Annotated in this window: 29 protein-coding genes; 21 read left to right on the top strand and 8 right to left on the bottom strand. The window is 51.1% G+C overall.

Annotation, left to right across the window (positions count from 1 at the left end; translation table 11 throughout):
- The first annotated feature begins 60 nt into the window (after window positions 1-60).
- Genes rutA through rutG form a run of 7 tightly spaced genes read left to right on the top strand, consistent with a single transcriptional unit; the run spans window position 61 to window position 5,509 of the window.
- A complete protein-coding gene (gene rutA, locus MNO13_RS16125) occupies window positions 61-1,152 on the top strand; it encodes a pyrimidine utilization protein A (RefSeq protein WP_241939005.1) in 1,092 nt (363 codons plus the stop codon).
- Entirely contained in the window at window positions 1,152-1,850 is a 699-nt protein-coding gene (rutB, locus tag MNO13_RS16130) for a pyrimidine utilization protein B (RefSeq protein ID WP_241939006.1), read from the top strand. The genes rutA and rutB overlap by 1 nt, the downstream gene beginning before the upstream one ends.
- A gap of 14 nt (window positions 1,851-1,864) precedes the next feature.
- On the top strand, window positions 1,865-2,251 hold the full coding sequence (gene rutC, locus MNO13_RS16135) for a pyrimidine utilization protein C (RefSeq protein WP_133522545.1): 387 nt from the start codon (window positions 1,865-1,867) through the stop codon (window positions 2,249-2,251).
- A gap of 3 nt (window positions 2,252-2,254) precedes the next feature.
- Window positions 2,255-3,067 carry a pyrimidine utilization protein D gene (gene rutD / locus MNO13_RS16140; protein WP_241939007.1) on the top strand — a complete coding sequence of 271 codons (813 nt, stop codon included), beginning with the start codon at window positions 2,255-2,257 and terminating at the stop codon, window positions 3,065-3,067.
- The gene (locus tag MNO13_RS16145) at window positions 3,064-3,654 is read left to right on the top strand and encodes a malonic semialdehyde reductase (RefSeq protein ID WP_121813924.1); all 591 of its coding nucleotides are present in this window, start codon (window positions 3,064-3,066) and stop codon (window positions 3,652-3,654) included. Before rutD ends, MNO13_RS16145 begins: the two co-directional genes overlap by 4 nt.
- 3 nt (window positions 3,655-3,657) lie before the next feature.
- Window positions 3,658-4,152: an NADH-dependent FMN reductase RutF gene (gene rutF, locus MNO13_RS16150; RefSeq protein ID WP_064548061.1), complete on the top strand. Its 495-nt coding sequence runs from the start codon at window positions 3,658-3,660 to the stop codon at window positions 4,150-4,152.
- A gap of 28 nt (window positions 4,153-4,180) precedes the next feature.
- A complete protein-coding gene (gene rutG, locus MNO13_RS16155) occupies window positions 4,181-5,509 on the top strand; it encodes a pyrimidine utilization transport protein G (RefSeq protein WP_133522544.1) in 1,329 nt (442 codons plus the stop codon).
- A 5-nt stretch (window positions 5,510-5,514) separates the two neighbouring features.
- Here the strand turns inward: rutG and MNO13_RS16160 are convergent, their stop codons facing one another.
- Both MNO13_RS16160 and MNO13_RS16165 read right to left on the bottom strand, forming a co-directional pair.
- Window positions 5,515-6,441, bottom strand: a complete 927-nt coding sequence (locus MNO13_RS16160) for a DMT family transporter (protein ID WP_064548065.1) — start codon at window positions 6,439-6,441, stop codon at window positions 5,515-5,517.
- Between the two features lie 177 nt (window positions 6,442-6,618).
- A complete protein-coding gene (locus tag MNO13_RS16165; protein WP_034456279.1) occupies window positions 6,619-6,795 on the bottom strand; it encodes a con-10 family general stress protein in 177 nt (58 codons plus the stop codon).
- Window positions 6,796-7,185: 390 nt separating this feature from the next.
- Between MNO13_RS16165 and wrbA the strand changes: the two genes are divergently transcribed.
- Both wrbA and MNO13_RS16175 read left to right on the top strand, forming a co-directional pair.
- Window positions 7,186-7,782: an NAD(P)H:quinone oxidoreductase gene (gene wrbA / locus MNO13_RS16170; protein WP_064548067.1), complete on the top strand. Its 597-nt coding sequence runs from the start codon at window positions 7,186-7,188 to the stop codon at window positions 7,780-7,782.
- A gap of 11 nt (window positions 7,783-7,793) precedes the next feature.
- Window positions 7,794-8,021 carry a YccJ family protein gene (locus MNO13_RS16175; protein WP_064548069.1) on the top strand — a complete coding sequence of 76 codons (228 nt, stop codon included), beginning with the start codon at window positions 7,794-7,796 and terminating at the stop codon, window positions 8,019-8,021.
- Window positions 8,022-8,060: 39 nt separating this feature from the next.
- On the opposite strand, the gene agp is transcribed toward MNO13_RS16175, so the two are convergent.
- The gene (gene agp, locus MNO13_RS16180) at window positions 8,061-9,311 is read right to left on the bottom strand and encodes a bifunctional glucose-1-phosphatase/inositol phosphatase (RefSeq protein ID WP_241939008.1); all 1,251 of its coding nucleotides are present in this window, start codon (window positions 9,309-9,311) and stop codon (window positions 8,061-8,063) included.
- A gap of 173 nt (window positions 9,312-9,484) precedes the next feature.
- Here agp and MNO13_RS16185 point away from each other — a divergent pair, with 173 nt between their 5' ends.
- From MNO13_RS16185 to citG (MNO13_RS16210), 6 genes are all read left to right on the top strand, one after another.
- Window positions 9,485-9,946: a winged helix-turn-helix transcriptional regulator gene (locus tag MNO13_RS16185; RefSeq protein WP_064548073.1), complete on the top strand. Its 462-nt coding sequence runs from the start codon at window positions 9,485-9,487 to the stop codon at window positions 9,944-9,946.
- 223 nt (window positions 9,947-10,169) lie between these two features.
- Window positions 10,170-10,964: an SDR family NAD(P)-dependent oxidoreductase gene (locus MNO13_RS16190; RefSeq protein WP_064548075.1), complete on the top strand. Its 795-nt coding sequence runs from the start codon at window positions 10,170-10,172 to the stop codon at window positions 10,962-10,964.
- 137 nt (window positions 10,965-11,101) lie between these two features.
- Window positions 11,102-11,251, top strand: coding sequence for a hypothetical protein (locus tag MNO13_RS16195; RefSeq protein ID WP_157092961.1), 150 nt, complete (start codon window positions 11,102-11,104; stop codon window positions 11,249-11,251).
- A gap of 211 nt (window positions 11,252-11,462) precedes the next feature.
- On the top strand, window positions 11,463-11,705 hold the full coding sequence (locus MNO13_RS16200; RefSeq protein WP_064548077.1) for a hypothetical protein: 243 nt from the start codon (window positions 11,463-11,465) through the stop codon (window positions 11,703-11,705).
- 276 nt (window positions 11,706-11,981) lie between these two features.
- Complete coding sequence (gene citX / locus MNO13_RS16205) at window positions 11,982-12,521, top strand: citrate lyase holo-[acyl-carrier protein] synthase (RefSeq protein ID WP_133522540.1); 540 nt, start codon at window positions 11,982-11,984, stop codon at window positions 12,519-12,521.
- Window positions 12,499-13,353 carry a triphosphoribosyl-dephospho-CoA synthase CitG gene (gene citG / locus MNO13_RS16210; protein ID WP_241939009.1) on the top strand — a complete coding sequence of 285 codons (855 nt, stop codon included), beginning with the start codon at window positions 12,499-12,501 and terminating at the stop codon, window positions 13,351-13,353. Before citX ends, citG (MNO13_RS16210) begins: the two co-directional genes overlap by 23 nt.
- A 79-nt stretch (window positions 13,354-13,432) precedes the next feature.
- Here the strand turns inward: citG (MNO13_RS16210) and citG (MNO13_RS16215) are convergent, their stop codons facing one another.
- From citG (MNO13_RS16215) to citC, 5 genes are all read right to left on the bottom strand, one after another.
- Window positions 13,433-14,338: a triphosphoribosyl-dephospho-CoA synthase CitG gene (gene citG / locus MNO13_RS16215; protein ID WP_241939010.1), complete on the bottom strand. Its 906-nt coding sequence runs from the start codon at window positions 14,336-14,338 to the stop codon at window positions 13,433-13,435.
- A 71-nt stretch (window positions 14,339-14,409) separates the two neighbouring features.
- Window positions 14,410-15,930 carry a citrate lyase subunit alpha gene (gene citF / locus MNO13_RS16220; RefSeq protein ID WP_133522537.1) on the bottom strand — a complete coding sequence of 507 codons (1,521 nt, stop codon included), beginning with the start codon at window positions 15,928-15,930 and terminating at the stop codon, window positions 14,410-14,412.
- Window positions 15,931-15,940: 10 nt separating this feature from the next.
- Window positions 15,941-16,810 (bottom strand): citrate (pro-3S)-lyase subunit beta, encoded by an 870-nt coding sequence (citE, locus tag MNO13_RS16225; RefSeq protein ID WP_133522536.1) that lies wholly within the window; start codon window positions 16,808-16,810, stop codon window positions 15,941-15,943.
- On the bottom strand, window positions 16,807-17,100 hold the full coding sequence (gene citD, locus MNO13_RS16230) for a citrate lyase acyl carrier protein (protein WP_133522535.1): 294 nt from the start codon (window positions 17,098-17,100) through the stop codon (window positions 16,807-16,809). The genes citE and citD overlap by 4 nt, the downstream gene beginning before the upstream one ends.
- 29 nt (window positions 17,101-17,129) lie before the next feature.
- Entirely contained in the window at window positions 17,130-18,161 is a 1,032-nt protein-coding gene (gene citC / locus MNO13_RS16235; protein WP_422387198.1) for a [citrate (pro-3S)-lyase] ligase, read from the bottom strand.
- A gap of 259 nt (window positions 18,162-18,420) precedes the next feature.
- On the opposite strand from citC, the gene citS reads away from it, so the two are divergent.
- The 6 genes from citS (at window position 18,421) to citB (ending at window position 25,598) form a co-directional block, all read left to right on the top strand.
- Window positions 18,421-19,761: a citrate/sodium symporter CitS gene (citS, locus tag MNO13_RS16240; protein ID WP_241939011.1), complete on the top strand. Its 1,341-nt coding sequence runs from the start codon at window positions 18,421-18,423 to the stop codon at window positions 19,759-19,761.
- Window positions 19,762-19,814: 53 nt separating this feature from the next.
- Complete coding sequence (locus MNO13_RS16245) at window positions 19,815-20,081, top strand: oxaloacetate decarboxylase subunit gamma (protein WP_133522532.1); 267 nt, start codon at window positions 19,815-19,817, stop codon at window positions 20,079-20,081.
- A complete protein-coding gene (oadA, locus tag MNO13_RS16250) occupies window positions 20,078-21,856 on the top strand; it encodes a sodium-extruding oxaloacetate decarboxylase subunit alpha (protein WP_232886497.1) in 1,779 nt (592 codons plus the stop codon). The genes MNO13_RS16245 and oadA overlap by 4 nt, the downstream gene beginning before the upstream one ends.
- A 10-nt stretch (window positions 21,857-21,866) precedes the next feature.
- Window positions 21,867-23,168, top strand: coding sequence for an oxaloacetate decarboxylase subunit beta (locus tag MNO13_RS16255; protein ID WP_133522530.1), 1,302 nt, complete (start codon window positions 21,867-21,869; stop codon window positions 23,166-23,168).
- A 125-nt stretch (window positions 23,169-23,293) separates the two neighbouring features.
- A complete protein-coding gene (gene citA, locus MNO13_RS16260) occupies window positions 23,294-24,943 on the top strand; it encodes a citrate sensor histidine kinase CitA (RefSeq protein WP_241939012.1) in 1,650 nt (549 codons plus the stop codon).
- A complete protein-coding gene (citB, locus tag MNO13_RS16265) occupies window positions 24,915-25,598 on the top strand; it encodes a citrate response regulator transcription factor CitB (protein ID WP_133522528.1) in 684 nt (227 codons plus the stop codon). Before citA ends, citB begins: the two co-directional genes overlap by 29 nt.
- The last annotated feature ends 46 nt before the right edge of the window (window positions 25,599-25,644 follow it).

Here is a 25,644-nt window from a genome sequence, read left to right on the forward strand (position 1 = left end):
AGCCAACGCCGCTGCGGCTTGAAGGATGATGGGTATACCACCTGTGATGAGAGGCCTGAGATGAAAATTGGTGTATTCGTCCCTATCGGTAACAACGGCTGGTTAATATCCACTACCGCGCCGCAATACATGCCCACTTTTGAGCTGAACAAAGCGATTGTACAACAGGCGGAGTACTACGATTTCGACTTTGCCCTCTCAATGATCAAGCTGCGCGGTTTTGGCGGCAAAACAGAATTCTGGGATCACAACCTGGAGTCGTTCAGCCTGATGGCTGGTCTTGCTGCCGTCACCTCACGCATTCAAATCTATGCTACCGCCGCCACGCTGGCGTTGCCCCCCGCCATTGTGGCGCGAATGGCATCGACCATTGACTCCATTGCCCCAGGGCGTTTTGGCGTCAATCTGGTGACCGGCTGGCAAAAACCGGAATACGAGCAAATGGGGATCTGGCCGGGTGACGAATACTTCGCACGTCGCTACGACTACCTTGCCGAATACGCTACGGTGCTGCGTGATTTGTGGGGAACCGGACACAGCGATTTAAAAGGCGAGTTCTTCACTATGAATGACTGCCGTTTAAGCCCGCGCCCGGCCAAAGCGGTAAAAATGATCTGTGCCGGACAAAGTGACGCCGGAATGGCGTTCTCTGCCGAATACGCTGACTACAACTTCTGCTTTGGCAAAGGTGTCAATACGCCGACCGCTTTCGCCCCCACCGCCGCACGCATGGTTGAAGCCGCCGAAAAAACCGGTCGCGAAGTCGGTTCCTACGTGCTGTTTATGATTATTGCCGATGAAACCGACGAAGCCGCACGCGCCAGGTGGGAACACTACAAAGCCGGGGCTGACGAAGAAGCGCTGGCGTGGTTGACCGAACAAAGCCAGAAAGACACCCGTTCTGGTGCTGACACCAACGTGCGCCAGATGGCGGATCCCACCTCGGCGGTGAATATCAATATGGGCACCTTAGTGGGTTCTTACGCCACCGTTGCCCGTCTGCTGGATGAAGTGGCCACCGTACCAGGCGCAGAAGGAGTCTTACTGACTTTCGATGATTTTTTAGTGGGCATCGAAGCGTTTGGTGAAAAAATCCAGCCGCTAATGCAGTCGCGCGCTCACCTTTCACCTTCAACGCGTGAGGTGGCGTGATGAGGAAAATAACGCTCGAGGCGCGCCCCGAAGCGATGAGTTTCAGCGTTGAACAAACCGCGCTGATCGTCGTCGATATGCAAAACGCCTATGCCAGCAAAGGCGGTTATCTCGACTTAGCCGGATTTGATGTTTCGGCTACCCAACCGGTGATTGAAAATATCAAAACCGCCGTGGCCGCCGCGCGCCAGGCGGGCATGCTGATTGTCTGGTTCCAGAACGGCTGGGACAGCGAATACGTTGAAGCGGGCGGGTCTGGCTCGCCTAACTTCCATAAATCTAACGCCCTGAAAACCATGCGTAAGCAACCAGAACTACAGGGAACACTGCTGGCAAAAGGCAGCTGGGATTACCAACTGGTGGATGAACTGGTGCCGCTGGCGGGCGACATTGTGTTACCCAAACCTCGTTACAGCGGTTTCTTTAACACGCCATTGGATAGCCTGCTGCGCTCACGCGGCATTCGCCACCTGGTCTTTACTGGTATCGCCACCAATGTCTGCGTGGAATCGACGCTACGCGACGGCTTTTTCCTTGAATATTTTGGTGTGGTACTCGCCGATGCCACCCACCAGGCGGGGCCAGCTTTTGCGCAGCAGGCCGCATTATTCAATATCGAAACGTTCTTTGGATGGGTCAGCGACGTAGGCACATTTTGCCAGGCATTGCAGCCACAATCCCTTGCCCGAATTGCCTGAACAGGAGAAAAACGATGCCGAAATCAGTGATTATCCCCCCAGCAACCAGCACGCCTATCGCCCCGTTTGTACCCGGTACGCTGGCTGATGGTGTGGTGTATGTTTCCGGCACCCTGCCGTTCGATAAGCAGAATAATGTGGTGTATGTCGGTGATGCCAAAGCCCAGACCCGCCATGTGCTGGAAACCATTAAGTCAGTGATTGAAACCGCTGGCGGCACCATGGATGACGTGACGTTTAATTCGATTTTTATTACTGACTGGACGAATTACGCCGCCATCAACGAAGTGTATGCCGAGTTTTTCCCCGGCGACAAACCAGCACGATTTTGTATCCAGTGTGGTCTGGTCAAACCGGACGCACTGGTCGAAATCGCCACCGTCGCCCATGTAGGGAAATAGCCTATGCAGATTGAACTGGCTCGCGCGCCCTTCCCTGGCGCGCCTGTATTACTGCTGATTGCCGGGCTGGGAGGCAGCGGCAGTTACTGGCTGCCACAACGTGCGGCACTGGCCGAGCACTACCAACTGGTGGTGTATGACCAGCGCGGTACGGGGGCCAATCAGCAACCGCTACCTGCTGATTACTCGCTTGCGGATATGGCGCAGGAGATCCACAGCGCCATGTTGCATCACGGCATCGAACATTACTGCGTACTCGGGCATGCATTGGGCGGGCTGGTTGCCATGCAGCTGGCACTGGATTACCCGACTGCCATTGATGCACTGGCGGTGATCAACGGCTGGTTGCAGCTCAACGCCCACACGCGGCGCTGTTTTGCAGTGCGTGAAACGCTGCTGCGCGATAGCGGCCCCGCCGCCTATTTGCAGGCTCAACCGCTGTTTCTCTATCCGGCAGACTGGATGGCCGCCCATCAACCACAACTGGAAGCTGAAGAAGCCCTGCACAACGCACATTTTCAGGGGCAAGAGAACCTCACCCGCCGCCTGAATGCGTTAAAAACCGCCGATTTTTACACCACCGCCGCCAACATCCGTCAGCCAGTGCTGGTGATTTGTTCCCGCGACGACTTGCTGGTGCCGTGGAATTGCTCGCAGCAGTTGCATCATGCGCTGCCGCATAGCGTGCTGGAAATCCTGCCGTGGGGCGGGCATGCCTGCAACGTCACCGCCGCCAGTGAATTTAACCCGATGCTGATTGCGGCACTTGCCGCGCTGCTCACCACCGAATCCGCTTCGCATAAGGAAATTGTATGACTCAAGCCATCACATCCGAAGCACTGGAAACCTTGTTCACTGGCGCACGAACCCACAGCGCGTGGCTCGATAAACCGGTGAGCGATACCCAACTTAGCGAAATTTACCATCTGCTGCGGCTTGGCCCGACGTCCGCCAACTGCTCGCCCGCGCGCTTTTTGTTTGTGCGCAGCAGTGATGCCAAAGCCCGCCTGAAACCGGCGTTGTCATCAGGCAATATCGACAAAACCATGAGTGCACCCGTTACCGCCATCGTGGCGTGGGACCCGGCATTCTATGAGCAGTTGCCCACACTGTTCCCTTACGCTGATGCTCGCGCGTGGTTTACCTCAAGCCCGGAACTGGCTGAAGAAACCGCCTTTCGTAACAGCTCGATGCAGGCGGCGTACCTGATTGCCGCCTGTCGTGCGCTCGGTTTAGACACCGGGCCGATGTCTGGCTTTGAGCGTGAAAAGGTCGATGCGGAATTTTTTAGCGCGAACGGCTGGAAAAGCAATTTGCTGATTAACATCGGTTATGGCGACCCGGCAAAAGCCCATACCCGCTTGCCACGTTTAGCCTTTGACACGGCCTGTAGCCTGGCCTGAGGAGTGAATATGGTCGAAAAACAAGTCTTTCGCGATGCGATGTCTTGCCTGGGGGCAGCGGTGAATATCGTCACCACCGATGGCCCGGCGGGACGCGCCGGATTTACCGCCTCGGCGGTGTGCAGCGTTACCGACGACCCGCCGACGCTGCTGGTTTGTCTTAACCGTAGCGCCTCCGTGTGGCCCATTTTCAGCCGCAACCAGGCGTTGTGCGTCAACACATTAGCCGCCGGACATGAAGCCCTCTCAAATTTATTTGGCGGCAAAACGGCCATGACCGAGCGTTTCTCCGCTGCTCGCTGGCACCACGGTGCCACTGGCTGCCCGCAGTTGGAAGGGGCCATTGTCTCGTTCGACTGCCGCATCAGCCAGGTGGTGGGGGTAGGCACTCATGACATTTTATTTTGCGAATTAGTAGCTCTTGAACGTAACGACGATACCCATGGCCTGGTGTGGTTTGACCGTGGCTACCACCAACTGATGCGGCCTGCCTGTTAGCCGAAACAACACTCTGCTGGAGAGACTTATGGCGAATACCTGGTTTCCAAAATGGCATAAAAAATCTGCGGTAACGGAAGGCGGTGTCATAGCCCCCGATGAAACTCTGCCGCTCGGCCAGACGCTGGTGATGGGCGTGCAGCACGCGGTGGCGATGTTTGGTGCCACGGTGTTAATGCCACTGTTAATGGGGCTTGATCCTAATTTGTCGATTTTGATGTCGGGCGTCGGTACCCTACTGTTCTTCCTGGTGACCGGTGGACGGGTGCCGAGTTATTTAGGTTCAAGTGCCGCGTTTGTCGGCGTGGTAATTGCGGTCACCGGGTTTAATGGCCAGGGGCTGAACCCACATTTGAGCGTGGCACTCGGCGGTATTATCGCCTGTGGACTGGTGTACACCTTAATTGGTTTTGTGGTGATGAAAGCCGGAACACGCTGGATTGAACGGTTAATGCCGCCAGTGGTGACCGGTGCAGTAGTGATGGCAATCGGCCTGAATCTGGCGCCAATTGCCGTGCGCGGCGTGTCGGCCAGCAGTTTTGATAGCTGGATGGCGGTCATGACCGTGCTGTGCATCGGCCTGGTGGCGGTGTTTACGCGCGGCATGATTCAGCGCCTGCTGATACTGATTGGCTTGATCCTCGCTTGCGTCATTTACGCGGTGCTGGCAAATGGTTTTGGCTTCGGCAAACCGGTGGATTTTGCGTTGCTCAGTCGTGCGGCCTGGTTTGGCATACCGCAAATCACCACACCAACATTTAACGCGCAGGCGATGATGTTGATTGCGCCCGTGGCGGTGATTTTGGTCGCAGAAAACCTCGGCCATTTAAAAGCCGTCGCCGGAATGACGGGGAAAAATATGGACCCGTATATTGGCAAAGCGTTTGTTGGCGATGGCCTGGCGACTATGCTTTCAGGTTCGGTGGGTGGTAGCGGCGTGACCACCTACGCGGAGAATATCGGCGTGATGGCGGTGACCAAAGTCTACTCAACACTGGTGTTTGTCGCCGCCTCGGGCATCGCCATGTTACTGGGTTTCTCGCCAAAGTTTGGCGCGTTGATTCACACCATTCCCGCAGCAGTTATCGGTGGGGCATCCATCGTGGTGTTTGGTTTGATTGCCGTGGCGGGTGCCAGAATTTGGGTACAGCATCACGTTGATTTAAGCCAGAACGGCAACTTGATTATGGTGGCAGTGACACTGGTTTTAGGCGCGGGCGATTTTGCCTTAACGCTGGGAGGCTTCACGTTAGGTGGCATCGGGACGGCGACGTTTGGCGCCATTATTCTTAATGCCATTTTGAGCCGCCGGCCACAGATTGTCAGCGACAGCGCCGCACTGCCTCAGGATTCCTGACGTTGTCATTCATTCTCAGGCACCGCCAGCGGTGCCGCTTTCTTACGCTGAAGCTTGCGCTTGAGTTTCAGCTCACTAACCAGAACGCCCAGCACAATCAACGCGCCGCCCAGTAACGCCAGCACCGGTAATCGCTCTCCGGCTAAGCGCCCAAAAATCCCCGCCCATACTGGCTCGCCGGTATAAATAACCGTGGCGCGAGTCGGCGAAACGCTGCGCTGTGCCCAGTTCATTGTCACCTGAATAATGGCGCTGAATATCCCCAGCCCTAACGCAATCACCAGCAGACCAGGCGTGAAGGCAGGCACGCTTTCGCCCGCCGGGATCATGGTGGCAAACGCAACAATGGAGGCAGTGGCAAGCTGCACAATAGTTACGCGTTTTATGTCGACTTTACCGGCCCAGGCGCTAATCAGGATAATTTCAGCGGCAATCGCCAGCGCGCTGATTAGCGTGATGATTTCACCGGCTCCCAGCGTGAGCGATGTGCCGTCTGGCCCGGCGAGGAAAATCAGGCCGATAAAGGCAAGCCCAACACCAATCCAGGACATCATTCCCGGCATTTTACCCAGACAAATCCATTGCAACACCGGCACTAACGGAACATACATCGCAGTGATAAAGGCCGATTTGCTGCTGGGTATGCTCTGCAGACCCCAGGTCTGCATGCTGTAACCGATAGCAATTGAAATACCAATAAACACCCCAGCTTTCACTTCAAGCCAGGTCAGTCCGCGTAACGTTTTCAACGACAGTAGCGCCACTGCCAGCGCTGCGGTGGCAAAGCGTAGACCGACAAAGAAGAACGGCCCACTCAGCGTCATGGCGTATTGCACCGCAAGAAACGTCCCACCCCAGAACATGGTGATGAGGATCAAAATGGCTTCTTGAGGTTTGATAGCAAGCGAGTAACGGCGCAATAAAGCAGACATGGAAATACCAGGAAATTCGAGCGTGACAAAGAAGGCCACTAGTTTGCGTGCAGGCGTTATGTGCTGCAATGGGAGTGAGAAAATAAAAACCGCCGGTCATAACCGGCGGTGGGGATGGCAATCAGCTATCTAAGAGGGAAAACAGATAACTTAGCGAATTGCGAAAGCCTGGCAGATTTACTTGCTGCTGCCTTTGCCGTGACTATTTTTGCCCCCTTTTTGGCCTGCTTCTGAGGCGCGTTGCGGGTCATTCTTGAAGTTCCCGCCACTATGCTGGCCACCTTTACGACCTGCTTCTGATGCTCTTTCACGGTCTTCAGCGAAATTACCTGAACCACCACGATGGTTTGCCATTTCTAACCTCCAGATTGGTGAAATAGTTAAGTCATCATATTGCATTCAGTCAAAGAGTAATCTTTCACCGCGCGGCTTCAAATGGACAACGTATTACCTGCCGCGTGGGGATAAGCTTAGTGCAGACTGGGTAATTCACCAGTTAACCGTAATATTTTGCAACATGTCATCGCCGGAATGGGTGATTTTTTTGCCGCTCAATCCATAAGATATTCTTATTTTTAATGAAATAGTCACCATATGAAAATGTGACGTAATGCGACATTCCTCCCGTTTGCATCGCAGATTGTTAAAGATCAACTAATTGGCACTCCGGTTTGCAGTTCCTGCCACAGCACATATCTTTAATTCAGTGCAGCAAACGCTGCGTCAAGACAGGAGTGATGCGAAATGGCTAAAGTTCTGGTGCTTTATTATTCAATGTATGGACACATCGAAACCATGGCACAAGCAGTGGCAGAGGGTGCGCAGAAAGTTGATGGTGCGGAAGTGACGGTAAAACGCGTCCCGGAAACCATGTCAGGAGAGGCTTTCTTAAAGGCTGGGGGTAAAACACAACATGCTCCGCAAGCCACCCCACAAGAGCTTGCCGATTACGATGCTATCATTTTTGGTACCCCTACCCGCTTTGGCAATATGTCCGGCCAGATGCGCACCTTCCTCGATCAGACCGGCGGCCTTTGGGCATCAGGGGGTCTGCACGGCAAGCTTGCCAGCGTATTTAGCTCGACTGGCACCGGCGGCGGCCAGGAACACACCATTTCATCCACATGGACAACTCTTGCGCATCACGGGATGGTGATTGTCCCAATCGGTTACGCTGCGCAAGAATTGTTTGATGTTTCGCAGGTTCGCGGCGGTACGCCATATGGTGCCACAACGATTGCCGGTGCTGACGGTTCGCGCCAGCCAAGCCAGGAAGAGCTGTCGATTGCGCGTTACCAGGGCGAATACGTGGCAGGTTTAGCAGTTAAATTAAATGGTTAATGGAGGAGAACATGCAGAATCAACAATCCAAAGTTCATCATGTAGGTGAATGGGCCAGTTTGAGAAACACATCTCCTGAAATAGCAGAGGCTATTTTCGAAGTGGCAAAATACGACGAAAAAATGGCTGAGAAAATTTGGGAAAATGGTAGCGACGAGGTGCTGTCGCTGGCATTTGAAAGAACAGATAAAGACTCGCTGTTTTGGGGCGAGCAAACCATCGAGCGCAAGAACGTGTAGCCAGATTCCCCCGCTAGTGCGGGGGAGTTTATCCCTGATCTATTTCACCTGATTGACACTCTGCGCCAACACCTCAGTAAATTTATCCCACGGGCAAAAACCATTCGCATCCGTCGGGCAACCACTGAGTTGCAGCGTCACACGCTGTGGCGGTTGTTGCAGGCTTAACACCTCGGCTTTGCGTAATTGCTCGCTACTTTGATACACGTATTCCACCTTCATCAAATCACGATTGGTGTTGGCATCGTGCCAACGCTGGAACATGATTTTCCCACCAATAGGCGTGCGTTCATATTGTCCAGGCAATTGATAAGGTTTGAAATCCAGTGCCGTTAGCATGGAGGCAATATTAGAGTCATGCCCCACCAGCAAGGTGATTTTTGGCCCTTTTGCCGCCGAACCGGTGAAGGCTTTCTCGATATATTTAATCAACGGTGCCGCCACGTTGCGCGCGACTTGTGGTGAGGTAAACAAAGTATCCTGATAGCCATTTTTCAGCTGTGATAATACTCGCCATTGTTCAGCCGTTTTAATTTGCCCCCAGGCAACGTTATCCAGCGGGAAGCCTTCGTAATATTGCAGGGTAAAGGCATCAACTAGTGAATTACCCACTTTTAGCGGGCCACTCACACCCGGCTCTTCCTTCACATTGGCGCTAAATTTATCTTTCTCGGCGGTCAAATCGCACTGCTGTTTTTCTTTACAAGCCGGAGAGTCTTTGAAGCCGACGATCTGCTCAAGAAGCTGATAGCTGTCGTTAAGTTTGTAGTGCTCGCGTTGGGTTTCCATCGCCTGCAAGGCGGCTTGTTTAAATTCCGGCGAATCATTGGTAATGACAGGATTAAAGGTCGGGTCCATGGTGCCCATTTTTTCCTGATGATGGACAGGAATATCACAACCAGGAAACGCCCCCGTGATAAAGAACTGCGCAGTAGCAACGGTACGCTGCAAGCTGTTAGCGTAAGCGTAGACGCTTTGTGGCGTTGGGCATTCGCCGCTTTTCACGAGTTCCTGCTCCGCCAGCCACTCGCGCATGTAATGCCCCATATACACTTCCAGCACGCCGCCTTTGGTGGTCAGCTGGCCGCCAGGAACATCCCATTGCGGCCAGGATTGCGCGGTGGACTGCTCCAGTACGCTGCCATTATTCGCCAGCGGTGCCCGCAAGTTATGGCGGCTCATTAATAACACTTGCTGGAGTTGGTAACCCTGCGGGGGAGTTTCGGCTTGCGCCAACGCAGGAGCGAAATAAGCCATTGCCAGTAAAACCGCTATCGTTTTTTTATTCATCCCTTAATCCTCAAGATGTTATTACACAAAAGCGCAGCATTCATTTTGGCAGAAAAAACCCAAGTCGCCTTATGAACCGATCGCAAAATGGGCAATGAAGAAAGGAAAAACTACTCAGCCCAGAAAATAGGTTTTATAATAAAACTATCTGGCTGTTTGCCAATGGAGGATTTATGAAACGCAAAAGTATGGAAGGCAGTATCTGTCCGGTTGCCCGCTCGCTGGATATTATTGGCGACTGGTGGTCGCTGCTTATCGTGCGCGATGCTTTAAATGGCCTGACACGTTTTGGTGAGTTCCAGAAAAACCTCGGTATCGCCAAAAATATGCTCACCCAACGGCTTAAACAACTCGTGGAGCAGGATATTTTGACCGTGCGCCCGGCCGCTGACGGCAGCGCGTGGCATGAATATGTGTTGACGGAAAAGGGCCGTGCGCTGCAAACCGTGCTGGTCGCTCTGGCGCAATGGGGTGGCGATTATCTGTTTGATAGCCACGAAAAATGCAGTGTGCTGGTTGATGATGAACTCCATCAACCGCTGCGCAAATTGATGCTGCAAGCGCAGGATGGCCGTGTGCTGACACCCGCCGAGGTGGTTGCCCAGCGCCCGGATGTTGCGGTAGAGCCAACATAATGTCGAAAGACGCGGCATTTATCCGACCTGCCTGGGATGGATTAGCGTAAGCGACATCCACCCCTTCCCTTTTATTATCAATCTCTTAATCCTCCTGTAAGCATTCAATCTAATGCAGAAATAAAAAAAGACACGTAATTTGGTTGCATTATGAAACCACTCAAACTATTTTTAATGTAGTTTCATTATGAAACCAACTTACTTTCACCGACGAGGATTTACCATGAGCACTTCACCTTCTGTTGCAGTTATTACCGGCGCATCTTCTGGCATTGGCGCGGTTTATGCAGAGCGCTTCGCCGCTCGCGGATACGATCTGTTGTTGGTTGCGCGCCGCGAAGATCGCTTGCGTGAACTGGCCAGCAAACTGGAAGCCTTGCATGGGATTTCCGTTCAAACACTCCCCGCAGACCTTGCAGATGAAAGCGGTATTCAGGCAGTGGAAGAAGCGTTACGCAGTAACGAACGCATAGAAATATTGGTTAATAATGCCGGAACCGCGCATATCGCGCCGTTTACCGCCGGCAGCGCCGAGTTACATCAGGCGGACATTATGTTGAATATCACCGCGTTGACCCGCCTGAGCCTCGCCGCACTCGCCCGTTTTCAGGCACAAGATAGCGGCACCATTATTAACGTCGCGTCGGTGGTTTCATTGCATGCTCGCGCGGGTAGCGCGGTGTATAGCGGCACCAAAGGTTATGTGTTGAATTTCACCCGTGCTTTGCAAGAAGAAGTCGCTGGAAGTAACGTGCGTGTTCAGGCCATGTTGCCAGCAATAACCGCAACGGAAATTTGGGATGTCTCTGGTGTATCAATGGAAGACCTGCCACCTGCTGCCATCATGACCGGCGAAAACCTGGTTGATGCTGCGTTAGTGGGGCTGGATAAAGGTGAAGCGGTGACGATCCCTGCGCTACACGATTTAACTCTTTGGGAAACTTACGAAAAAGCTCGTCTGGCTATTTTCGAAAGCTGTCTGACCGGCGTTCCCGCTCCGCGTTATCAGGAAAAATAAGCCCAAACGGCGGGATTCGTCCCGCTGTTTTGCCTACCTGATGTTTTGAATAATTGTGTAAAAGTCAGCTCGTTTAATTGAGGTTCAACAGCGATTGATATAATTAGTAACAACATTCACTGTTGCCAAAAAATGTCATGAAAATGTTTAATTACTCTGCTATCGCTGCACTGACGCTGATCCTGATGTTTTGGGGCGCACTCCTGCTTGATACCAACAACATTCTCCATCACCTTTCAGACACTATGCACATGATTGAGAACATGCTGAAAGTAGACTTCGATTAATCCCCCTCGACGTAAACGTTTTACTTCAGCATCTTGCTAACCCCCTTCTGGCTTTTCTCAATTCAATGGCTATTACGTTTTTTATTAAATGAATTAGTTGCAGCAAGCGGCTCTCTTTTTGATGAAAATACCTCCCTGCCAAAACGGAAATATCAATTTTTGCATTTTGAATCCCCGTACTGGCGCGATTCACCGATATTGAGGATTTACCATGAAAAAATCTCTATGGATGCTGCTTGCGTGTACCACTCTGATGACCGCTATTCCTGCACAGGCAACCGAGCAGGCCGGCCAACGCCGTGACGCGCGTGATTTGCGCCAGGACGTTCGCCAGGAATCACGCGAAGTTAAACAAGATTGCCGTAATGGTGTGTTCGGTAATGCCGATTGCCGCCAGGACCACCGCGAGAATAAGCAAGACGGTCGTGACGCCGCTCGCGATGTGAAGTACTGATTTCCTACCCGCACCGATTGAGTATTTATCGCAATGGCTAAGGTTTAGCCATTGCGAAGTCCATACGTTATTCACCATCAAATTGCTTGTATGTCCCCCTTCTCAAACATCCTTTCCCCCGCTGATTTAGCCACAGAAAATTAACCACATAAAAATCATAGAAGCCTTTAAATCAACAGGTTAAACCTGCTAAAACTCACATTCAAAAAAAATGTTATCTCTTAGGCTGTGCAGTAAAACTAACGCAGTTATCGCTCACTAAGAGGTGCCGATACCATGATTAAAACACAGGTGGAAAAACACGGAGTCACGCTGGAAGATCTGCTTGAAGCTAAGGAACGCAGGGGGCGGCGGCAGCAAGACTGGCTGGCGAGATACCAACAACCGGTTATCTCGCTAACACTTGTGACACCCGGCCCTGTAAAAGACAACATCCGTTACCGTAACTGTATGGCAGTGGCATTACAGGCTTGCGATCAACTTTTGTGGCAGCGCCGCTGGCACGTGTTGAACCGCCAGGTGCTTTGGATGCCGACGGGGGCGGAAGCATTATGGGCTGTAGCGCATCCGGCGTCAGAACTGAAAGCATTGATGGTGAATCTGGAGCAGAGCCATTTGCTCGGGCGATTGTGGGATGTTGACGTCATCTGTCCCGAACAGGGTCCGGTAGGACGGCACGCCCTAGCACTCGCTGGGCGAAGCTGTTTAGTTTGCGACGAGCCAGCCCATGTGTGTGCACGCGCGCAAAACCATCCTTTAGTTGAAGTCACGCAACGTGTAGAGGAGCTGCTTGATGGCTGGTTTGCCAGGGATTGAGGCTCCAGAAGTTACCGTATTACCTCAAGTCGATATTTGCCGATTAGCACAGCAGGCACTATGGGACGAAGTTTGGCTAACACCAAAACCCGGCCTGGTGGATAGCGCCAATAATGGTTCACATCGCGATATGGATCTGGCTCTGTTTCTCAAGAGCATCACCGCCATTGCGCCATGGTTCAGCGCCTTTCGCACATTAGGGATTGAGCATTCTGGCCGCCCAGCAAAAGAATTACTAAACCTGATTCGCCCAACGGGCATCGCCTGTGAACAAGCAATGTACCAGGCTACTTGGGGAGTGAATACTCATAAAGGCGGCGTCTTTTCGCTCGGCCTATTGTGTACTGCTGCCGGGCGGCTGGAAGGTAAAAAAGCGGCAATCACCGCGTCGTCATTATGCGAAACAGTCAGTGAGATATGCGCGGGTCTGGTGGAGCGTGAACTGATTAACTCCTGCAAATCGGCGACTGTTGGCGAACGTTTATATCAGCAATTTGGTTTAACTGGCGCACGCGGTGAAGCTGAAAGTGGTTTTATGACCGTACGCGAGCATGTCTTGCCTTACTGGTTTGAAGAGTCCAATTTACCGCGTCGTTTGCTGAATGCATTACTGCGGCTGATGGCACATAACCCTGACACCAATCTTGTCTCGCGTGGTGGTCTTGCCGGGTTGCAGTATGTGCAGCGTTACGCCATGCGTTTACTGCATCAGGGATGGACAATTGAGGATATTCGCGAGATGGATGCAAACTTGATTGCGCGTAACCTTAGCCCTGGGGGCAGCGCAGATTTACTGGCGGTAAGCTACATACTGGCAAACGTCAGTACCTAATCGATGATGTCATTATGATGTGGCAGGCTACAACGCATTATCTCATGCCGCAGTGGCCTGCAGTATCCTTCTTCTCCATCTAGTTTATAAATATTGGGCCAGCCGGAAACTGACTCAGAAACCAAGTCACTGCCAGTAAATCCGCACTGCCAAGGGGGCTCAGGTTGCGTTCGATCAACTCATCATCCAACTTTTGCAGCTCTTCAATTCCACCTTCAGCCAGCACACCACCTCGCCAAAGTAAGTATTGCGCCTGCTGTTGCACAAAGTACAAGCCCTCCAGCCCACCACGAGAAACCAGGTGAGAATCGTCGTTCCACGCCATAAGATGCAGCAGGGTTTGTAAGAGCGCCAGTTGAGTATCACCCGTCTGGTGAATCACTCGCTGAAAAGTCGGCAACGCCAGTGTGCGTACCGTGCGAAAACCGCTTTCTGCCTCACCACGCGCACCGGTAAACCCATAACGCAAAAACTGAGTTTCACTTTTTCCAGGTTTCCCTGTTTTTGAGGCCAGTTCCCGCTCGACCAGGTTACGGCATAATCTTGCGACCTGATGACATAAGCGAGTGTGTTCAATTGGCTGGTTTTGCGCCGTCAATCGCCCAATCGCCGCGCTTAATAAACCAAATGCAAATACCGCTCCGCGATGAGTATTCACTTCACCGCTCACCTGAAGAATATCCGTTTCACAGGCGATACCCACGGGCCGTAGCATCATTAATACTTGCTGCGGTTTAAGGGCTGCGCTATCGTGTCCCATCACGAAAAATTTCTTTATCCATGGCATCATCATCTGGACTCCGGCTTTATAGCTCGTCAGATTGACCTCCTGATGTGACCCCGTATTACGAATGTCCAACAGCCCTGGCTTAGGGGTTAAATGCGCGCTTTTAAGTAGCGCTTGTCTGACTAAATTCACCACTTCTTCGGCTCGCATGTTTTCACTGGCGTACTGGCATATTTCAACGTGGCTGGCTTCACTCATCACTTCAATTCTCCTTTGCGGGGATGTAGATCGCCGTCAACATCAGGTCTGACAGCGATCTACACGGTTTATCAGTCCTGAATCTGACGGATCACATCCACTACCGAACCATCGCGATAGCGCACCACCGCGACAATACGGTCGGTAAACTCGATGGCTTGAGGTTTACCCGTCAGCAACTCTGCCCGTTGTTGCAATTGCTCAATGGTGGTTAGTGAAATGCCCGCAGCCCGGAGGTTATCAATCAGATCCTGGCGTGCCGGATTGACGGCTATACCATGATCGGTAATCAGGACATCGACACTGGCACCAGGGGTAACGGTGGTAATGACCTTTTCCACCACGCAAGGAATACGCCCGCGTACCAGTGGCGCGGTGATGATTGTCAAATCTGCGCCCGCCGCAGTATCACTATGGCCACCGGATGCACCACGCAACACCCCGTTTGAACCGGTCATTACGTTGACGTTGTAGTTAACGTCAATTTCCAGTGCACTGAGCATCACCACATTCAGACGTTCACAAGCCGCCCCTTTGGAGCTGGGGTTAGCGTACTGATTGGCTGAAATCTCAATGTGATTGGGGTTTTGTGCCAGCGAACGCGTGGCATCGCCGTCGAAGGATTGCGTATCCAGAAGGGCTTTAATTAGCCCCTTTTCATGTAGGTCGACCATCGTGCCGGTGATCCCACCCAGGCCAAATCCAGCGGTAATATTGTGACGGCGCATTTTGTCTTCCAGAAAACGCGTAACCGCCAATGAAGCACCACCCGTACCGGTTTGCAGTGAAAAACCGTCGTTGAAATAGCCAGAATGCTCAATGACATTTGCCGCCTGCCTGGCAATAAGCAACTCCCTTGGATTACTGGACAAGCGAATTGCTCCCGCAGTAATTTTGTCCGGGTCACCAACTTCATCCACCTGCACAATTAAATCAACTCGATCTTGGGCGATGCTGGCAGGATAATTCGGGTAAGCCACCCACTCTTCTGTCAGCAAAATCACGCATTTGGCATGGTCCGCATCCACTCTCGCATAACCCAAGGATCCACAACGCGACTTACCGCTAAACCCGTTAGCGTTGCCAAATTCGTCACAACAAGGCACACCCAAGAACGTGACATCAATATTCAGTTCACCACTGGTGATCAGATGTACACGCCCACCGTGAGAGTGGATTTGTACCGGGTTTTCCATTAAACCTGCTGAAATTTCCTCCCCTAATTTGCCACGCAAACCAGAGGTATAAATTTGTCGTATGACGCCATTTTTGATGTGTTCGATCAGCGGCCAGTGAGCGTCGATTAACGAACTGGAAGCGAGGGTCAAATCGCGAAAGCCCATTTCCGCCAACTTCGCCACCACCATATTGACGACTTTGTCCCCCCCGCGAAATGCGTGATGGAATGAGATGGTCATTCCATTTTGCAATCCGGAGCGGCGAATGACCTCTTCCAGCGAAGCGCACACTTTACGGCCGCGCTTTTCACTTTCACAGGACAACCATGGGCTACGAGCTGTCACGCCACTGAAGGGTTGCAGATCTTTCTCATCCCGATACTGGGTCTTAAGTACTTCGATTGTCTTTTTCATCTTCTCTTCCTTAATCCCGAATACCTGACGCCGACAGCGTCACGATTTTTCTGGCGTGATCAATAATCGGCCCATCCACCATTTTTCCATGCAGTGAAACCACACCCAGACCGCGTGATTCCGCCTCTTTGGCTGCGGCAATCACTTCGAATGCGTGTTCAACTTCTTTACGCGTTGGCGCATAGGCCTGGTGGAGAAGTTCTATCTGACGCGGATTCACCAGCGATTTACCGTTGAAGCCCAACCCGCGAGCCAGTTTCACCTCTTTCAGGAAACCTTCTTCATTATTAATATCCGACCACACCACATCGTAGGCCGCGATTCCCGCCACTCTAGCCGCATGCAGCACCGCACAACGGGCGTAAAACAATTCAGTACCATCCCCGCGACACGTCCCCATATCCATCACGTAATCAAACGCTGCCAGGGCAATCGCCACCATTCGGGGGCTGGAAGTTGCAATTCCAACCGCGTTCACCACCCCCATAGCCGATTCGACTGCCGCCATGATTTTCGTGCTGCCCACTTCCCGGCCACACTCCTGCTCGATGCGTTCAATCTGTTTTTCTAACTCATGCACATCCTCTTTACTGTCTGTTTTCGGCAAGCGAACAATATTGACACCACCGCGAACCGCAGCTTCTAAATCGTCAAGCCCGAAGGGAGTATTCAGAGGGTTTATACGTACGACTTTTTCCACATCCTGATAAAAAGGATGCTGAAGAGCCTGATGAACCAGTAAGCGGGCGGTATCTTTTTCCCTTAGCGCTACCGCATCTTCCAGGTCAAACATCACCGCATCGGCGCCATAAACAAAGGAGGTACTTAACATTGCGGCGTTTGCACCTGGGATAAACAACATACTGCGACGGGGTTTCATAGCTGGCTCCATTGAATTTGGGATTGTCCGGCTGCGCGCAATACTGCGGCCTGAATACGGGCGCAAAGTACGCATTCCAGCGCCCCTTTGTCATCCACAGCTACCCTTGCACGAGTCACGCCCATACGGATGAGGGTTTCCCGTGTCACCTGCTCAATGGCTGCGCCAAATTGTTTTTTCACCAGACTTTCAATTTCAAGCTGAATACCTGGCTCATCTGATGGCCCAACCCTGACCATCGCATCACTGGATTCCAGCGTGCCGGCCAGCGCATCTTTTATTATTTCCATTAGTTCTATTCCTTAGTTTCAAAGTAGCGTCAGGCAGTTTGTTTGTTGCTTGCCGCCAAACGTGTCAGAAATGTGAGGGTTGCAGGAGGCACCAGAGGTGCAACGGCCTGCCAGTCGCCTGCCAGGTAAAGCTTGCGGACGCGCGAGGCAGAAACTGGCGCGCCGCGTAATTCCATACGTTCCAGTTCCACCACCTTTATGGCTGGCCAGTGCGTAATTTCTGCACTTAGCGATATTTTCATGCGCTGGTTGTAGGCGTGGGTAAGTGGGCATAACGGTTCACTGCCAACAAAACGGTGAGTAAGACCCAGTGCGGGAGCGAGATGCTGACGAAAGAGTTGCAGATCGATCTGGCTGTGGCAGTCATCGACCACACCCTGTTCCTTCAAGAAGTAACCGGGGAAAGTTGCCCGAGAAATCAGATAGGCAGAACCGGGATGCAGCGTGACATGAGGGATGCCGGCAATGCCCTGTTCAATTAACTTCCAGCGATCGTTGTAGCTGAAATACGAAGCATCCTCTTTCACCACAAACAGATGCAGCCAGTCACACTGACGTGCCGCCTGCTCCACCAGCCAGCGGTGCCCGAGCGTAAAGGGATTGGCATTCATTACAATGGCACCAATCTTTTTCCCTGGCTGGCGATACATCGCCAACTGCCGGCAATAACGGCTCAGACGTTCACTGCTGTTTTCCAGTAGCACCGCCTGATGGCCAGCATGGGCGATAACGGAGAATCCCGCCGCGGTAAACAGTGCGCTATTTTCAGGTTTTGTGAATAAAAACAACTCACTGCGCCCAAGCTCATAAGCCAGCGTCAGCAGTTCTGTGAGTAATTTCAGACTCACCCCTTCCCCTTGCAACTGCGGGTCAACGGCAATGCACTTCAGAACATTACCGGCCAGCGTTCCACAGCCGACAAGGCGTCCGTGTTGCTCGGCAATAACAAAAATTTCGCAATCACCGTCTGGGGTTAAACCTGCGGTTTGTAAAAAGGCCAGAATGGCACTCATGCGCAGTGCATCTCGCTGTGGATAAATCCGTTTAAATGTCAGATTCATTATTTTAGGTTCTCAGAAAATAATAATGGCTATTGCGCCACGGTTGTGAAAAACGTTCTTCTATTCAGCTCACAATTTACTCTGCCTTTTTATTGGCTTTATGACTTTTATGTTGTTAATTATTTAAGTGTCATAAAAATAATTAAAGCCATTAAAAATACAATGGCAAAGTGAAGAGTGTCACATCAAGTCGCACCTTCCTTTTATTAACATGCGATGGCCTCGAAACTATTTCATATACTTAATAACAGGATGTCTCATGACAAACATTAGCCAACTCCCGGCCTCGAAAAAAAAGGGGTTTAGCGAATTGCTGGAGTTTAAAATCTTCGGCATGCCGTTACCGCTCTATGCGTTCACGCTTATTACGCTTTTACTTTCACATTACAACGATGCATTACCTACTGATTTGGTAGGTGGTTTATCACTGATGTTTATCATAGGTGCTATTTTTGGAGAAATAGGTAAACGCCTTCCGATATTCAATAAATATATCGGTGGTGCGCCAATTATGATTTTCTTGGTCACGGCTTGGTTTGTTTATGCTGGGGTATTCACGCAAAAGGAAATTGATGCCATCACCAATGTGATGGACAAGAGTAATTTCCTGAATTTATTTATTGCGGTATTAATTACCGGGGCCATTCTTTCAGTTAATAGAAAGTTACTGCTGAAATCTCTGCTGGGATATATTCCAACCATTCTGTTAGGCATTCTCGGAGCATCCGTTTTTGGCATTGTCATCGGCCTGTGTTTTGGTATTCCCATTGACCGTATCATGATGCTCTATGTATTACCGATCATGGGCGGAGGCAACGGTGCCGGTGCCGTTCCGTTGTCAGAGATTTACCATTCTGTGACGGGGCGTTCCCGTGAAGAGTATTACTCTACCGCCATCGCCATTCTGACTATTGCCAATATATTTGCCATCGTCATTGCAGCCGTTCTGGATATTATCGGCAAAAAATATCCAGTGCTCAGTGGTGAAGGTGAACTCGTCCGTAAGACCTCTTTTAAAGTTGAGGAAGATGAAAAGGCCGGTAATGTTACCCATCGCGAAACCGCTGTCGGTTTAGTGCTTTCCACTACTTGTTTCTTGCTGGCCTATGTGATTGCCAAAAAAATCCTGCCAAGTATTGGTGGCGTTGAGATCCACACCTTTGCATGGATGGTGCTGATTATTGCCGCACTGAACGCTTCGGGTCTTTGCTCTCCGGAAATTAAAGCAGGGGCCAAACGCCTTTCTGATTTCTTCTCCAAACAATTGCTCTGGGTGCTGATGGTCGGTGTCGGGGTTTGTTATACCGATTTACAGGAAATTATCGATGCGTTGACCCTGGTCAACGTCATCATCGCGGGCTTCATCGTTATCGGTGCGGTATTAGGTGCAGCGATTGGTGGTTGGTTGATGGGCTTCTACCCTATTGAATCCTCTATTACCGCTGGCCTGTGTATGGCTAACCGCGGCGGTTCAGGTGACCTGGAAGTGCTCTCTGCCTGTAACCGTATGAATCTTATCTCTTATGCGCAAATATCCTCTCGTCTTGGCGGCGGTATTGTGCTGGTCATCGCCAGTATTGTGTTTGGCATGTTTATCTAAATCATTGCGCGGTAGCCCTGTTTGCTACCGTGCCTCCCTTTGAGGTGTAGTCCATGACCGATGCCCAACTGTTGAGCGAAGGTTTTACGCTCATGTTTGCTGGAATGGGATTTGTTGTGCTGTTTTTACTGCTGCTTATTCTGGCTATCCGTCTGATGTCGACCGCCATTAATCGCTTTTTCCCGGAACCTGCTGCTCCGACATGTACGAACCGTACTGCGCATGCCGCCGTGGATACCCGCGCCCATTTAATGCCGGTGATTGCCGCCACTATTCATCATCATCGCCGAATTAACCCCGATTTACGGAGCCACTCATGACCGTTGCTATTACCGATGTCGTCCTGCGCGACGCTCACCAGTCCCTGTTCGCTACCCGTCTGCGTCTTGACGATATGCTGCCCATTGCCTCCGCTCTTGATGAGATGGGTTATTGGTCACTTGAATGCTGGGGTGGTGCAACATTTGATTCCTGTATTCGTTTTCTCGGGGAAGACCCATGGTTGCGTTTACGAGAGTTGAAAAAAGCGATACCAAAAACTCCGCTGCAAATGCTGCTACGTGGGCAGAATCTGTTGGGTTATCGTCATTATGCGGATGACGTCGTGGAACGCTTTGTCGAACGAGCAGTGAAAAATGGCATGGATGTGTTTCGCGTATTTGACGCGATGAACGATCCGCGCAATATGCGTGCTGCTCTGCAGGCTGTGCGTAGCCACGGTGCGCACGCCCAAGGGACGCTTTCCTATACCACCAGTCCAGTGCATACCTTACAAACCTGGCTTGATCTGACGGAACAACTGCTGGAAACCGGCGTTGATTCTATTGTCATTAAAGATATGTCCGGCATCCTCACCCCCACTGCGGCCTATGAACTGGTACGGGAAATTAAAAGTCGCTACGACGTGCGTCTGCACCTGCATTGTCATGCGACAACCGGCATGGCAGAAATGACGTTGCTAAAGGCAATTGAAGCAGGCATTGATGGTGTGGATACCGCGATTTCTTCAATGAGTGCGACTTACGGTCATCCTGCCACCGAAGCGCTGGCAGCCACCCTCGCAGGTACCCCCTACGACACGGGATTAAATATCGAAAAACTGGAGAAGATCGCAGCATATTTCCGCGATGTTCGTAAGAAGTACCACGCTTTTGAAGGACAACTGAAAGGTTACGATAGCCGTATTTTGGTCGCACAGGTGCCAGGAGGGATGCTCACTAACCTGGAAAGCCAACTCAAACAGCAAAATGCGACGGATAAACTCGATGCGGTACTGCTGGAGATTCCTCGTGTCCGTGAAGATCTCGGTTTTATTCCGCTGGTGACACCCACTTCGCAAATCGTCGGGACTCAGGCAGTACTGAATGTTCTGAGTGGCGAGCGATACAAAACCATTGCCAAAGAAACGGCAGGGATCCTGAAAGGAGAATATGGCCGTACGCCAGCCCCAGTAGATACCCAACTTCAGGCACGAGTACTGGAAAATAATACTCCCGTCACCTGCCGGCCGGCTGATTTGCTTCTCCCTGAACTGACGCAACTGGAAACGGATGTGAAACGCCAGGCCGAGGAGAAAAGCATTCAGCTTGCGGCTAACGTCATTGATGACGTTCTGACGGTTGCGCTGTTCCCACAAATTGGGATGAAGTTTCTTGAGAATCGCGGCAATCTGGCAGCATTCGAACCGGTCCCGCAACGGGAGCAGGCAAAAATGCCATCTGCATCTGCAACACCTTCTCAACCGGTTTTGGGGCCAAGTGTTTATACCCTCGAAGTTGAAGGTAAAGCCTTTGTTGTGAAGGTCAGCGAAGGGGGTGATTTGACTCACGTGGTTCCGGTTAACTCCCCTGCTACACCTGCTGTAACCACTGCTATTACAACCGGTACGCCTGTCAGCGCCCCACTTTCTGGCACTATCTGGAAGGTCATCGTCACAGAAGGCCAGCAAGTTTCCGAAGGAGAAGTGTTACTGATTCTGGAAGCCATGAAGATGGAAACTGAAATCCGCGCAGCCCAGGCAGGTGTTGTTCGCGGAATTACAGTGAAATCTGGCGATGCGGTGGCGGTAGGCGATTCCCTGCTGACACTGGCATAACGGGGGTTGCATGGAAAGTTTGAATACGCTGCTACAAGGGTTGGGCTTTATGCATTTACAGGCAGGCCAGGGTGTAATGCTGCTGGTCAGTCTGATGTTGCTTTGGCTGGCAATCGCCAGGAAATTCGAGCCATTATTACTATTACCGATCGGTTTTGGTGGCCTGCTGGCGAACATTCCTGAAGCAGGACTGGCGTTAACTGCGCTAGAAAACCTGCTGACTCACCACGACGCCATCGCTCTTGGAGTGATTGCTGAAAAGTTGAATTGCTCAGCGGATGTTCACGCGATCAAAGAAGCATTAGCGCTGGCATTGCCATCAGTGCAAAACCAGATGGAAACCCTGGCAACGGACCTGGGCTACAGTACTGGTGTCCTGGCCATATTCTATAAAGTTGCCATCGGTTCTGGTGTTGCACCGCTGGTGATCTTTATGGGCGTCGGTGCCATGACGGACTTTGGCCCTTTACTTGCCAACCCGCGTACTTTGTTGCTGGGAGCAGCGGCACAATTCGGCATTTTCGCGACGGTACTCGGAGCATTAGGGCTGAACTATTTTGGCTTTATTCACTTCACCCTGCCTCAGGCGGCATCGATTGGCATTATCGGTGGTGCTGACGGTCCAACAGCGATTTATCTCTCCAGCAAACTGGCACCGGAACTGCTCGGTGCCATTGCGGTAGCCGCCTACTCGTACATGGCGCTGGTGCCACTGATCCAGCCGCCGATCATGAAAGCATTGACCACCGAATCGGAGCGCAAAATTCGCATGGTGCAATTGCGCAATGTCAGTAAGCGGGAAAAAATCCTCTTCCCGGCGGTGCTTCTGCTTCTGGTAGCTTTGCTGCTACCTGATGCGGCACCGCTGTTGGGGATGTTCTGCTTTGGCAATCTGATGCGCGAAAGTGGTGTGGTCGAACGCCTGAGTGATACGGTGCAAAATGGGCTAATTAATATTGTGACCATTTTCCTCGGCTTGTCCGTAGGGGCAAAACTGGTCGCCGATAAGTTCCTGCAACCGCAGACGCTGGGGATTTTGCTACTCGGTATGATTGCGTTTGGTATCGGCACTGCAACCGGTGTGCTGATGGCAAAGATACTGAATAAATTTGGCAATAACCCTATCAACCCGCTTATAGGTTCCGCAGGCGTTTCTGCAGTCCCGATGGCGGCGCGTGTTTCCAATAAAATCGGCCTCGAAGCAGACCCACAAAACTTCCTGCTGATGCACGCCATGGGGCCGAACGTCGCCGGAGTGATTGGTTCAGCAATCGCCGCAGGCGTCATGCTCAAATACGTGCTTGGAATGTAGCCACAAAATGCGGAGTACGCTCCGCATTTATTTAAAATAATACAAAAAAAAAACTGAAAATCAGAGCCATAGCAATCTATAGAGCCCTTAAACAACGGAAAATACTTTTTATTTACTAATCCTTTATGTCAATCAGCCAAACTACTCACTGGTTCGCCAGACGCTCATTTCAGAATCGCATTTTCCTGCTGATTCTTTTCACTTCTACGGTGGTGATGCTTGCCATTTATTGGTATCTGACCAGCATCAGCAAAGATCGTTTGCACTATCAAGTTGGACAACGTGCACTGATTCAGGCGATGCAGATATCTGCCATGCCGGAACTCGTTGAAGCGGTGCAAGCGGAAGATATTAAACGCATCAAAGAGCTAATTGACCCCATGCGATCGTTCTCTGACGCCGTTTATATTACCGTCGGTGATTCCATGGGGCGTCGCCTTTATCACGTGAATTCGAGTGAGATCGGCAAATTTATGGAAGGAGGTGACAGCCAGGAGGCCCTGGCTCAGGCCAAAAGTTATATCTCAGTGCGTAAAGGTTCACTGGGTACTTCTTTGCGGGGTAAATCCCCGATTCAGGACATTACCGGTAAAGTTATTGGCATTGTCTCCGTGGGTTATACCCTTGAGCAGTTAAATAACTGGCTCAATTTGCAACTCAGTTCCGTAATACCACCGATGGTTATCATGCTGTTTTTATTATTGCTTTGCGCCAGAGTTTTTTCTCTGCATATTAAAAAGCAAATGTTCAATATGGAGCCTCAACAACTAGCCCAATTGGTTATCCAGCAAAGTGTATTGTTTGAATCAGTATTTGAAGGGCTGATTGCCATTAATTCAGATTATCGCATTACCGCCATTAACCAGACTGCACGGCGGATGTTGAACCTGGTTCAGCCGGAACAGAACCTGATAGGCAAAATCATTAGCCATGTGGTGTCGCCCGATAATTTTTTCTATCACCAGCCAGAGAAAAATAAGAAAGATGAGATCGTCGTTTTTAACGATATTAGAGTGATCGCCAGCCGCATGGCGGTTATTTTACACGGTGCGCCTCGTGGTTGGGTGATTAGTTTTCGCAGCAAAGACGATATCAATACTCTTAGCCTGCAACTTAGTCAGATCCAGCAATATGCGGATAACCTTCGCGCCGTACAACATGAACACCGTAATCTCATTTCAACCATTGCCGGACTACTATTTTTGAAGCGCTATGACAATGCGCTCGAACTGATTCAACTGCAGTCGGAAAGCCACCAAAAAGTCGTCGATTTCATTGCCACGAATTTTAAAAATAATCACCTTGCTGGGTTATTAATCGGGAAATATTACCGCGCCAAGGAATTGGGTCTGGAGCTGGTTTTTGACCCAGGCTGTTACGTGGAGATGCTACCTGAAACTTTAACCCAAAATGAGTGGATTTCTATTGTCGGCAATTTATTGGATAACGCCTACAACGCCACCCTTCATCAACCTGGAGGCTCACCTCGCATTGAGTGCTTGATCAACAGTGAAGGTACTGAAGTGATCATTGAAGTTGCCGATCAAGGGTGCGGAATTGATGAGAGTATCCGCGATAGCATTTTTGAACGCGGAATTACCAGCAGCAAAAGCGCAGAGCATGGCATCGGATTATGGCTGGTGAGAAGTTATGTCCAGCAGGCGGGAGGCTCCATCGTCGTTGAAAACAACATTCCATCCGGCACCATTTTTACCCTGTACATTCCACAAACAAGAGAAGAACATCATGGACTGTATCACTACACTGGTCATTGAAGACGAACCCTTACTCGCTGAGATTCTGGTCGATACCATCAAGCTCTTTCCACAATTCAATGTGATTGGCGTGGCGGATAAGCTAGAAACAGCGAAAAAATATATTCGCCTTTATCAGCCCGAATTAATCCTGCTGGATAATTTTTTGCCTGATGGAAAAGGTATCGAATTAATTAAGCACACAGTAAGTATCAATTATTCCGGGCGGATTATTTTTATTACCGCTGATAACCATATGGATACCATCAGCGAGGCCATCCGACTCGGCGTCTTCGACTATCTCATTAAGCCGGTGCATTACCAGCGCCTGCAACATACTCTGGAACGTTTTTCCCGTTACCGCAGTTCGTTGCGTTCCAACGAGCAAGCCAACCAAATGCATGTTGATGCTCTTTTTAATATTCAGGCCAAAGAGCAACTGATACCAGCAGCCTCTACCCTACGTGGAATTGACGAGTCGACATTAAGTCGCGTACGCCAGTTGTTTACCGAGAAGCATATCGTCCACACCGCTGATTCCCTCGCCCACCTGCTGGGTTGCAGTAAAACCACAGCAAGGCGCTATCTGGAACAAGGTGTAAAAGACGATTTCCTTGAAGCAGAAATCAACTATGGGAAAGTCGGCAGGCCGGAGCGTATTTACCACGGAAAGTAGTCAGGCTTTTATCTCTGCCATCGGGGGTTTTATCGTGCGTTAAAAC

Origin of the sequence: Buttiauxella ferragutiae, from assembly GCF_022637515.1 — a bacterium.
Taxonomy (GTDB): domain Bacteria; phylum Pseudomonadota; class Gammaproteobacteria; order Enterobacterales; family Enterobacteriaceae; genus Buttiauxella; species Buttiauxella ferragutiae.

Coding starts and splice junctions, on each gene's coding strand:
- citE (WP_133522536.1), bottom strand. CDS start 16,810: ATGAAACCCCGTCGCAGTATGTTGTTTATCCCAGGTGCAAACGCCGCA.
- MNO13_RS16145 (WP_121813924.1), top strand. CDS start 3,064: ATGACTCAAGCCATCACATCCGAAGCACTGGAAACCTTGTTCACTGGC.
- MNO13_RS16185 (WP_064548073.1), top strand. CDS start 9,485: ATGAAACGCAAAAGTATGGAAGGCAGTATCTGTCCGGTTGCCCGCTCG.
- MNO13_RS16245 (WP_133522532.1), top strand. CDS start 19,815: ATGACCGATGCCCAACTGTTGAGCGAAGGTTTTACGCTCATGTTTGCT.
- citF (WP_133522537.1), bottom strand. CDS start 15,930: ATGAAAAAGACAATCGAAGTACTTAAGACCCAGTATCGGGATGAGAAA.
- citX (WP_133522540.1), top strand. CDS start 11,982: ATGATTAAAACACAGGTGGAAAAACACGGAGTCACGCTGGAAGATCTG.
- citS (WP_241939011.1), top strand. CDS start 18,421: ATGACAAACATTAGCCAACTCCCGGCCTCGAAAAAAAAGGGGTTTAGC.
- wrbA (WP_064548067.1), top strand. CDS start 7,186: ATGGCTAAAGTTCTGGTGCTTTATTATTCAATGTATGGACACATCGAA.
- MNO13_RS16175 (WP_064548069.1), top strand. CDS start 7,794: ATGCAGAATCAACAATCCAAAGTTCATCATGTAGGTGAATGGGCCAGT.
- MNO13_RS16160 (WP_064548065.1), bottom strand. CDS start 6,441: ATGTCTGCTTTATTGCGCCGTTACTCGCTTGCTATCAAACCTCAAGAA.
- MNO13_RS16255 (WP_133522530.1), top strand. CDS start 21,867: ATGGAAAGTTTGAATACGCTGCTACAAGGGTTGGGCTTTATGCATTTA.
- citC (WP_422387198.1), bottom strand. CDS start 18,161: ATGAATCTGACATTTAAACGGATTTATCCACAGCGAGATGCACTGCGC.
- oadA (WP_232886497.1), top strand. CDS start 20,078: ATGACCGTTGCTATTACCGATGTCGTCCTGCGCGACGCTCACCAGTCC.
- MNO13_RS16195 (WP_157092961.1), top strand. CDS start 11,102: ATGAAAATGTTTAATTACTCTGCTATCGCTGCACTGACGCTGATCCTG.
- rutG (WP_133522544.1), top strand. CDS start 4,181: ATGGCGAATACCTGGTTTCCAAAATGGCATAAAAAATCTGCGGTAACG.
- citA (WP_241939012.1), top strand. CDS start 23,294: ATGTCAATCAGCCAAACTACTCACTGGTTCGCCAGACGCTCATTTCAG.
- citG (WP_241939009.1), top strand. CDS start 12,499: ATGGCTGGTTTGCCAGGGATTGAGGCTCCAGAAGTTACCGTATTACCT.
- rutA (WP_241939005.1), top strand. CDS start 61: ATGAAAATTGGTGTATTCGTCCCTATCGGTAACAACGGCTGGTTAATA.
- citB (WP_133522528.1), top strand. CDS start 24,915: ATGGACTGTATCACTACACTGGTCATTGAAGACGAACCCTTACTCGCT.
- rutC (WP_133522545.1), top strand. CDS start 1,865: ATGCCGAAATCAGTGATTATCCCCCCAGCAACCAGCACGCCTATCGCC.
- agp (WP_241939008.1), bottom strand. CDS start 9,311: ATGAATAAAAAAACGATAGCGGTTTTACTGGCAATGGCTTATTTCGCT.
- citG (WP_241939010.1), bottom strand. CDS start 14,338: ATGAGTGAAGCCAGCCACGTTGAAATATGCCAGTACGCCAGTGAAAAC.
- MNO13_RS16165 (WP_034456279.1), bottom strand. CDS start 6,795: ATGGCAAACCATCGTGGTGGTTCAGGTAATTTCGCTGAAGACCGTGAA.
- MNO13_RS16190 (WP_064548075.1), top strand. CDS start 10,170: ATGAGCACTTCACCTTCTGTTGCAGTTATTACCGGCGCATCTTCTGGC.
- rutD (WP_241939007.1), top strand. CDS start 2,255: ATGCAGATTGAACTGGCTCGCGCGCCCTTCCCTGGCGCGCCTGTATTA.
- citD (WP_133522535.1), bottom strand. CDS start 17,100: ATGGAAATAATAAAAGATGCGCTGGCCGGCACGCTGGAATCCAGTGAT.
- rutB (WP_241939006.1), top strand. CDS start 1,152: ATGAGGAAAATAACGCTCGAGGCGCGCCCCGAAGCGATGAGTTTCAGC.
- MNO13_RS16200 (WP_064548077.1), top strand. CDS start 11,463: ATGAAAAAATCTCTATGGATGCTGCTTGCGTGTACCACTCTGATGACC.